The 9,550-nt window shown below is 50.3% G+C and carries 9 protein-coding genes and 1 pseudogene; all 10 read left to right on the top strand.

Going from position 1 to position 9,550, the window contains the following annotated elements; genetic code table 11:
* Positions 1-1,518: alkaline phosphatase family protein (locus KKC1_RS16210; protein ID WP_088553353.1), on the top strand; the 1,518-nt coding region annotated here is incomplete at its 5' end.
* 84 nt (positions 1,519-1,602) lie between these two features.
* Entirely contained in the window at positions 1,603-1,980 is a 378-nt protein-coding gene (gene speD / locus KKC1_RS04715; RefSeq protein ID WP_088553352.1) for an adenosylmethionine decarboxylase, read from the top strand.
* Positions 1,981-2,210: 230 nt separating this feature from the next.
* A complete protein-coding gene (locus tag KKC1_RS04710; RefSeq protein ID WP_088553351.1) occupies positions 2,211-2,954 on the top strand; it encodes a polyprenyl synthetase family protein in 744 nt (247 codons plus the stop codon).
* Between the two features lie 36 nt (positions 2,955-2,990).
* Complete coding sequence (locus tag KKC1_RS04705; protein WP_088553350.1) at positions 2,991-3,722, top strand: demethylmenaquinone methyltransferase; 732 nt, start codon at positions 2,991-2,993, stop codon at positions 3,720-3,722.
* A gap of 13 nt (positions 3,723-3,735) precedes the next feature.
* A complete protein-coding gene (locus tag KKC1_RS04700; RefSeq protein ID WP_088553349.1) occupies positions 3,736-5,181 on the top strand; it encodes a menaquinone biosynthesis decarboxylase in 1,446 nt (481 codons plus the stop codon).
* Positions 5,171-6,025, top strand: a complete 855-nt coding sequence (locus tag KKC1_RS04695) for a UbiA-like polyprenyltransferase (RefSeq protein WP_088553348.1) — start codon at positions 5,171-5,173, stop codon at positions 6,023-6,025. Before KKC1_RS04700 ends, KKC1_RS04695 begins: the two co-directional genes overlap by 11 nt.
* A 33-nt stretch (positions 6,026-6,058) precedes the next feature.
* On the top strand, positions 6,059-6,664 hold the full coding sequence (locus KKC1_RS04690) for a UbiX family flavin prenyltransferase (protein WP_192868078.1): 606 nt from the start codon (positions 6,059-6,061) through the stop codon (positions 6,662-6,664).
* 131 nt (positions 6,665-6,795) lie between these two features.
* A pseudogene (locus KKC1_RS04685) lies at positions 6,796-7,014 on the top strand (IS1380 family transposase); the annotation flags it as partial.
* A 126-nt stretch (positions 7,015-7,140) separates the two neighbouring features.
* Positions 7,141-7,920: an RNA polymerase sigma-I factor gene (gene sigI / locus KKC1_RS04680; RefSeq protein ID WP_088553346.1), complete on the top strand. Its 780-nt coding sequence runs from the start codon at positions 7,141-7,143 to the stop codon at positions 7,918-7,920.
* Positions 7,913-9,358 carry an anti-sigma-I factor RsgI family protein gene (locus tag KKC1_RS04675; protein ID WP_088553345.1) on the top strand — a complete coding sequence of 482 codons (1,446 nt, stop codon included), beginning with the start codon at positions 7,913-7,915 and terminating at the stop codon, positions 9,356-9,358. Before sigI ends, KKC1_RS04675 begins: the two co-directional genes overlap by 8 nt.
* Positions 9,359-9,550 lie beyond the last annotated feature (192 nt).

Genomic DNA, 9,550 nt, shown 5'->3' with positions numbered 1-9,550 from the left:
CGGGGGGACCCCTCCCGCCTGGAAGAACTCAAGGAGGCGGCACTGCCGCAGGTAGTGCGGCGGGAAAAGGAAAAGGCCCTTCAGGCCGCCGATCGTTTCATCGGTGAATTAACCCAGTTGATTGACCCGGACCGAACCCTTTTAATCCTCCTTTCCGCCTGTCCCTCGGACCATGACTACCGCCGGAAAAATTTTATGACCCCGGTTGTCATGGCTGGGCCCGGATACGGTCCGGGTTTACTGAGCAGCGGTACCACCCGACGCCCGGGGATAATCACCCTAACGGACATAGCTCCTACCGTCTTAAAATTTTTCGATCTCCAGGTTTCCCCGGTTATGAGCGGCCGGCCTGTTTACACCGTTGAAGCATCTAATCCCTGGCAGACGCTCAGGGAGCTCAACCGCAAGTTGGTTTTCATCTATGTGGCCAGGCCGTATCTGGTGAAGGGATACGTGCTGCTGCAGATAATAGTGCTGTTTTCCTTTGTGGTCGCTCTTTTTCGCCGGCACCGCCTAATAGCCCTCCTGCAGCCGGTGTTACTCGCTTTGATGGCGGTGCCTTTGAGCCTGCTTATAATGGGAGCGTTCTACCGCGGCAGCCTGCCCCTGTATGCCTTAGAAGCGATAGTTCTGACCGTATTTGTTACCCTTGCCGCCATTAAGTTTACCCGCCAATCGGAACTGGATCCCTTTCTCCTGATCAGCCTGACCACCGCCCTGGCCGTCGCTGCCGACCTGGTAACGGGAGCACGGCTCATGCAGAATTCCGTGCTGGGTTACGACGCCGTGGCCGGAGCCAGGTATTACGGAATCGGTAACGAGTATATGGGAGTTCTGCTGGGGGCCTCCATCACCGGTGCGGCGGGATTACTGGAGCGCCTGCCTGCATGGAGAAGCCGCCTGTTACCGTTGCTCGGTGGTGCCTTCGCCGTGATTATATTTCTCATGGCGGCTCCCCAGATCGGGGCCAATGCGGGCGGGACGGTAGCGGCGGTAAGCGCCTTCAGCTTTACTGTCTTACGCCTGGCCGGGATGAAGATTTCCTATCGGGAAGTCGTCACCATAGCAGCCGGGATTAGTATAATATTAGCGGGATTTACCATGTTTGACCTGGGGCGGGGTGTCCAGGTTCAGTCCCATTGGGGACGCGCCGCCGCCTTAATTCAGGAGGAGGGGGTGATGGAAGCAGCGGATATAATTACCCGGAAGCTGGCCAACAATCTTAGACTCGTACGCTACACCGCCTGGAGCCGGGTACTGCTGGTTATGCTGTTGACGCTGACCATATTGATATACCGCCCGGTCGGCCTGTTGAAGCGTATTACCCGCCGCTACCCAGCCATGGCCCAAGGGTTTATGGGAGTAATGGTGGGCAGCGGGGTGGCCCTGCTGGTCAATGATTCCGGAATTGTAGCCGCTGCAACCATGATGATTTATGCCGTAATTCCTTTAACTTACCTGGTAATCGAAGAAAAAAAACGTCCTTTGCTATACAAAATATTATCTACAGCAAAATAGAAAATTTTGTTGACAAATGGGACTACGCTAATTAAAATTGAATTTGATTGAAAATGCCCCACCAGGGGAAAGGAGGAATGATAATTGAACGCTTTGGGTCGTCACGTATTGGCAGAGGTTTATGGATGCAGCTTCGAAATTTTAAATGACATCGACCGGGTAGAAGAGATTATGGTTCAGGCCGCATTGAAAGCCGGTGCGGAGGTTCGCGAAGTTGTATTCCATAAGTTCAGCCCGCAGGGAGTCAGCGGTGTAGTCGTAATTTCAGAATCCCATCTGGCTATCCATACTTGGCCTGAGCTGGGTTACGCGGCGGTAGACGTTTTCACCTGCGGTGAGCGGGTCAACCCCTGGGATGCCTGCAACTACATGAAAGAAATGTTTGAGGCCGAACATGTAGAAGCCAGAGAGGTCACACGGGGCATCATAGAACCTCCTCAACGGACTGCGGTAAACATATAGGAGGGGGATATTTATTTTACCTGGAAAAAATCAAAAGCCTGAATAGTCTGAGCCTTACAATACCGGGAAGGGTTGTAAGGCTCAGATATTTTTGGTAGGACGAGAAATTTGGCGAAAGCCGGACATAGACGGCAGGAATTTTTCCCTCTAACTAGAATATAACTAGAATGAAGTATCAGGCGTTCAGGTTGTTTTTTTCCGGGAGCCGTAATTAAGGAGGGCCTTTCATATTGACCGACCTAAAGTTTCTACAGGTGATACGGACAGAACTAAATATGGTAGAGCAGGAACTGGAAAAGGAAATGAGTCTGCGGACGGGACACATCAACCAGTTCGTTTCTTTAGATCTGGACACATTGGACAAGTATTTCTGCCCGTCTCTGGTATTGCTTTCCGGGCGGCTGTTCGGTTGCCGCAGCCGTAGACTGGTTTCTCTGGCCTGCGTGGTTCAGTTTATTCACCTGGCCACCCTGGTTCACAACCAGGCGGGTAAGAAACCGGCTTTTCCCGTTTTGGTGGGAGACTATTTGTACAGCAAGTTTTTTCATTACCTCAGCCGGCATGACAGTTTAGCTATGCTTGCTCCTCTTTCGAAAGTTATCTGTGATATTCACGAGGCAGGTATCACCAGGTACCAGCTGGAGAAAACAGGTCAGGTAGACATGCGGGCCTATATTCCAGTCGTCCAAAGAGAGTGGGGCAGGTTGGCCGAGCAGGCCTGCAGTATAGGCGGCAAGGTAGCCGGCGCAGGTGAGGAGGAGGAAGCTCGGCTGAGGGAATTGGGCTTCAATCTGGGCGTCGCCTGGGGGATTCAAAGGCTGGGCCTGGAAGAGAAACTGGTCACTAAACACTTATCCAGGGCAAAAGAGGTTCTTTTTTTATTGCCTGACCGGAAAGAGCGGGAATATTTTCTGGAACTGATTAATCTCTTGCAGGTTAAGCCAGAGGAAATTCACAAAATCCTGGCCGTATGAGTATAAAATCTCGCAACGACAACAGGGGGAAGCATCGTGGTAAAAATTCCGGACCAGTACAAGTCCAAAGAAGAATACGTTCATGCCCTGTTTTCTTCTATCGCTCACCGGTACGATTTGCTCAACACTTTACTCAGTTTTAACCGGGACCGTTACTGGCGTTACTTTGCGGTAAAGCAGACCGGGCTGCGCCCCGGAGGGAAAGGTCTCGATGTATGCTGTGGAACCGGTAAACTGGCTATAGAACAGGCGAAGGTTGTCGGCCCGGCGGGAAAAGTAGTCGGGTTAGATTTTTGTGAAAACATGCTGGAGGTCGGGAAGAAAAATGTAGCCCGGACTCCTTACCGGGATATAATCGAATTTGTCCAGGGTAATGCCATCGACCTGCCGTTCCCCGACAATACCTTTGATTGCGCCACCATCGGCTTTGCCCTGCGGAACGTACCGGACATTGAAAAAACTATTTCCGAGATGATGCGGGTAGTCAGGCCGGGGGGCAAAGTGGTCTCCCTAGAACTGGCCAAGCCGTCGCTGCCGGTATTCAAGCAACTCTATTATTTTTATTTCAACCGCTTGGTTCCCTTTTTGGGACGGCTGGGAGTGGGGCTGGAAGGCCCTTATAGTTACCTCCCCAACTCCCTCAAGTCCTTTCCCCACCAGGAGGAGATCCGGCAGCTCTTTGCCGGGGTGGGCCTGGAAGACGCCCGTTATTACGAGCTGACCGGCGGCATTGTCGCCGTACATGTAGGTACCAAACCGGAGCATTGAAGGAGTGAAAATCATGGCCTACCGCGACCTGCGCGACTTTATAAACACCCTGGAAAAGAAAGGCATGCTCAAGAGAATTAAGGCCGAGGTTGATCCCATCCTGGAAATCACTGAAATCACCGACCGGGTAAGCAAGCAGTACGGCCCCGCGCTGTTGTTTGAGAATGTCAAGGGCTACTCCATACCGGTGCTGACCAACGCCTTTGGAAGTTACGAAAGGATGAAGCTGGCTCTGGAAGTGGAGGACCTGGACGATATCGGCGCCGAAATTCTCAGTTTCCTGCAGCCGGGAGAAATGCCGGTTACCATCATGGATAAGCTGAAGGCCCTGCCCAAGCTGGCCCAGATTTCCAATTTTCTGCCCCGGGTGGTAAAGAAGGGCCCGTGTCAGGAGGTAATCAAGCGGGACAACTTTTCCCTGGATGAATTCCCCATCCTCAAATGCTGGCCGCAGGACGGCGGCCGCTTTATCACCCTGCCGCTGGTGTTCACTAAAGATCCCGAAACCGGGAAGCGGAACGTGGGGATGTACCGCATGCAGGTCTACGACGGGAAAACGACCGGCATGCACTGGCACATGCACAAGCACGGGGCAGAGCACTACCGGCAGCACCAGAAGAAAAACCGGCGCATGGAAGTGGCGGTGGCCCTCGGCAGCGACCCGGCGGTCATCTACGCCGCCACCGCTCCTCTTCCCAAAGACGTGGATGAAATGTTTTTCGCCGGGTTCCTGCGCAAAGAACCGGTGGAACTGGTGAAGTGCATCACCGTGGACCTGGAGGTTCCCGCCAACGCGGAAATCGTCCTGGAAGGATACGTAGATCCGGAAGAACTCCGCCTCGAAGGGCCTTTCGGCGACCATACGGGGTACTATTCGTTGGCCGACATGTACCCGGTCTTCCATGTAACGTGCATTACCCACCGGAAAAACCCTATTTATCCGGCAACCATAGTGGGGAAACCCCCTATGGAGGACTGTTACCTGGGCAAAGCTACGGAGAGGATTTTTCTCCCTCTGCTAAAAATGCAGTTGCCGGAAATCGTGGATATGAACCTCCCGCTGGAGGGCGTGTTCCACAACTGCGCCATAGTTTCCATCAAAAAGAGCTATCCCGGGCATGCCAAAAAAGTTATGCACGCCCTGTGGGGCATGGGACAGATGATGTTCACCAAGCTCATAATTGTCGTGGACGAACATGTAAATGTCCATGACATGTCCGAGGTGCTGTGGAAAGTCTTCAACAACATTGACGCCCGCCGGGACGTTACCATAGTGGACGGCCCGCTGGACATTCTGGATCATGCTTCCCCTCTCTCCGGTTACGGTCACAAAATGGGAATAGATGCCACGAAGAAGTGGCCGGGAGAAGGGCATACCCGGGAGTGGCCCGATGATATTGTAATGAGTCCGGAAATCAAAGAGTTGGTAGACAGGAAGTGGAAGGAATATGGGTTTTAAGAAGGTGCGCATTTTTTTAGAGATGATAAAATTTGAGCATACTATATTCGCCCTGCCTTTCGCCTTCCTGGGGGCATTTCTGGCGGCAGAGGGGTTCCCCACTGCCTACCAGATGTTCTGGATAACCATGGCCATGGTTGGCGCAAGGACGGCGGCCATGAGCCTCAACCGGCTCATCGACCGGCATATTGACGCTCTTAACCCCCGCACGGCCAACCGGGCCCTCCCCCGGGGGTTGCTGTCGGTCACCGAAGTCTGGATTTATACCATTCTTTCTTTTCTCCTGCTTTACGTGGCGGCCAGTCGGCTCAACCCGCTATGCGTAAAGCTGATGCCCATAGCCGTATTCGTACTGGTCATCTACTCTTATACCAAACGCTGGACCTGGGCCTGCCACCTGGTGCTGGGGATTGCCCTGGGTCTGGCTCCGTTGGGCAGCTGGGTGGCCATCACCGGCAGGGTTGAACTGCCGGGATTGCTTCTGGGACTGGCGGTAGCCACCTGGGTGGCCGGTTTTGACATCATCTACGCCTGCCAGGACTTCGATTTTGACCGGAAGTACGGAATACACTCCATCCCGGCTCGCTTTGGCCTGCGCCGGGCCCTGCAAATCTCCGGCCTCCTGCATGTAGCGGCTCCGCTTTTTCTGGTGGCAGTGGGAGTTTACGCAAAGACGGGGTTGTTCTACTGGCTGGGAGTGGCAGCGGCTTCTCTCATCCTCATCTACGAACACCGCCTGGTAACTCCTACCGACCTTTCCAAAATAGATGTTGCCTTTCTCAATATGAACGGCTACCTGAGCACACTCATGTTCTTATTTACTTTTCTCGATATACTTCTGTAGCGGTAAACAAGCATTGAAGACGGAGAGGATATTATGAAGCGTTACATCGTAGCCATAACCGGTGCCAGTGGAAGCATTTATGGCTGCCGGATGCTGCAGGTCTTGAAGGAAGCGGGATGCTTCCTGTATGTGACCGTTTCCAAGCCGGGACGGCAGGTGCTGAAAGAGGAAATGGGGTGGGTCCTGGAAGGCCGGGCAGAGGTTGTGGAGGAGCGCCTCCGGGAATACCTGGGGTACTCAAGCGGCGACCCGGCGCTGCGGTATTTCGACCCGGAGGACCTGGGAGCGGTGATAGCCAGCGGTTCGGCACAGAACGACGGTATGATTGTCATTCCTTGCACCATGTCTACCGTGTCGGCTATCGCCCACGGTACCGCCGGTAACCTGATCGAACGGGCTGCCGATGTGATGCTGAAGGAGGGGAGACCGCTGGTAGTAGTTCCCCGGGAAACGCCTCTCAACCAGGTACACCTGGAAAACATGCTCAAACTGGCCCGCATGGGAGTACATGTAGTACCGGCCATGCCTGCCTTTTATCACCATCCGCAGACTATTAACGATCTGGTGGATTTTATAGTGGGGAGAGTGCTGGACCTTCTGGGCGTCGAGCACCACCTGTATTCCCGCTGGGGAGAGTAAATATTTACCATAAAGAGGCCACAGGATTCGTCGTTAATAAAATCAACCCCACGCCCAGATCTGCGGCCTGATTCCTCCCAAAGTAACCCTCCGGGTATGGGGAGAAGATCCGGTGTAATGAGCCACTGGACATTGAAATCGAAACCTACTGGACCTCGCTTCCCGACCATCCCCAAAAAATAATAGAACTCTATCACGACCATGGAACATGCAAGCAATTTCACAGTGAGATCAAAACCGACCTGGAGCGGCTGCCCAGCGGAAAATTTTAAACTAAGAACCTAATACGGCACTTTGGCATCTTTGCCTACAACATCCTTTGTGTCATTGGCCAAATGACAGTAAACCTCGGCAAAGATGTGGTAAATTCTTCGAACTTATAATGAAATCTTAATAAAGGTAAATTGTAAGTCTTTTTAGTTTAACGAGTTCCCTAAAAAAGTTTAAGTTTACGAATAAATAAATGGGTGAAATAAATGCAAAAAAACCGACTAGAAGAGTTGGTTTCCCTAGCTCAATCCGGAAATGAGACTGCCCGGGAAGAATTGATATGTTCGTACCGGTCATTCATAGAAGAGGTAGCAGCAGGCTATTGCGGCAGAAGATTGGAATGGGAAAATGATGATGAATTAAGCATTGCTTTACTGGCTTTTAACGAGGCTATTGACAGCTACGACCAATCCTTCGGTAAAGAATTTGGTAATTTCGCCCGCATAGTTATTAAAAGCCGGTTGGCGGATTACTTCAGAAAAGAAGCCCGCCATTGCCACCTGCCTTTAGAAGTATCTACTGAAGACGGTGAAACGGACCGGCAGTGGGAAGTGGATGCCGCTTGGAAAAACTACCTGGACCGCCAGGTAGAGTTGGACCGTGCCGACGAGATGGCCCGGTTTGAACAGATTCTAAATAAATTTGGTTTGTCATTAATGAAACTTGAGCAATCTTGCCCCAAGCATCGGGATACCAGAGATAAGTTGGTTGAGATTGCTGAATTTATAACAAACCATCAAGAATTTGTAGACTATATTAACCGCTATAAAAGGCTTCCCTTAAAAGAACTTAGCTTGGCAACCGGCACCAGCAAAAAAGTGCTTAAACGGGGACGGCAATACATCTTAGCTGTGTTTCTAATACTTAATAATAAGGAATTTAACTATTTACGATCCCTGTTCTCCTTGCCATCTAAGAAAACAACCAAATATAAAGAGTCCCCCGAGATGAGCGGCACCGCAAAAGGAGGTGGCCAGGTTGAGTAAGTTAAAAGGAATAGTGATTAAGACAAAAGGACGTTTCATGTGGGTGGCCACCGAAGACCGTCAGTTCTTGCGGCTGCCGGTTCCCAAAGACGGGGTTAGTCAAGGTCAGGAAGTCTGGGTAGATCCATCCGAGGAAATCAGTTCTGCTTACCATTACAAAGCACTGGCAGCGGGCATCATTTTGCTACTGCTTGTCGGCACTGTGTTTGCAGCAGTTTTTCCCGGTGAAAAAGCCGTAGCTCATTTGGCACTAGACATCAATCCCAGCATGGAGTTGGCTATCAACCGGCATAACCTTATCATAGCGGCAGTACCGTTGAATGAAGATGCAGAGCTGCTTCTTAAAGACCTGCCGCTAAAAAATAAAGAGGTATACGAAGCCTTAGGGCTCTTAATCCATCAGGCTCAAACAGCCGGGTACCTTACACCGGATAAGGATAACTTGATCTTGTTGACAGTGGTTGAAGAAAATGAAGGTAAGCTTCTCGATCCTTTAAGGATAAAGGAAACTGTGCTTAATGAGATCAATGAACTAGGTTTAAAAGGAACTGTGGCCGTTCAAAAAGCAACTGAAAAAGAAAGAGAGCAGGCCAAGAACGAGGGCCTGTCCGTCACCAGCTACCTGCTGAAAAAAAAGGTGGCTTCCAAGGCTAAGTTCAAGTCAGGGATGCCACAACAAGCTACAGACCTTGTGGAAGAATTAAGGGCCCAAGGCTTTAAGATTAATGAGTTGTTTGACCAAGTAGGCGTCTCCATTATCAATAAAAAGATTGAAAAAGTAACGGTACCAAGTGACGTGCTACCAAAAGATGCGGGCAATAGCAAGAAAGATAATAATGATAATAAGCCGGCTGGTCCAAAAGCTCCGTCTGTAGAGTCACAAAAGAAATCCGAACAAGCTTTTCCGGGACAGCAAGATAAGGAAAGTAAAGAAAGAAAAACACCCCCCAAGATGGAGAAAAAGCCGGTAGGCGCTCCACCCGAAGAGGATATTTTACCTAAACAAGCGGAAGAAAAACTTAAAGAAAATCAAATTGTAAAGGAAATTACCCCTGACCAGGAACCGGAAGAAGAGAACTTAGAGTTTAACTATGAAGACCAAGAAGATCAAACTGAAACAGAAACAACTGAGGATAATACCGTTGAAGGCCCAGAACTCATTAACGATACGGAAACTGAAGAAACAGGTACTAAAGAGGAGCAAAGTACCACCGAAGACCTTGAAGAAACCGGTGATTTATCCAACTCAACCGGCGAGACTTATAGCAGCGAGACTATTACTTCAGGTTCTATAGAAGAAGAGATTGATGAAACCCAAACGGAAGAGGAGAGGGAATCGGAGCCCAAACCTGCTTCGGAAGAGACGGATACTACAAATGATATAGATTATAGCGGGGGAAACATAAGCAGTAGTACTCCAACTCCGCCGGGGAGATAAAAAACTAAAATCATTTTTAAAAAATTTTTCGGGGGAGACCCCGAAATTTTTTATTGCTTACGTAATTCTAAATAGAAGTTATAAAAGTAAAAACTTTTACATTAAATTACATAACAAGGAGACCCGCGGTAAAATGTCAAGACCCTGAATTGGAAATTTTATTGTTTCAAAATGTAAAAAGACAATAAGAAA

This window comes from Calderihabitans maritimus, from assembly GCF_002207765.1.
GTDB classification, from domain to species: Bacteria; Bacillota; KKC1; order Calderihabitantales; family Calderihabitantaceae; genus Calderihabitans; species Calderihabitans maritimus.
Note: the sequence above shows the minus strand (reverse complement) of the source record. Positions and strands in the feature narration are given on the sequence as shown.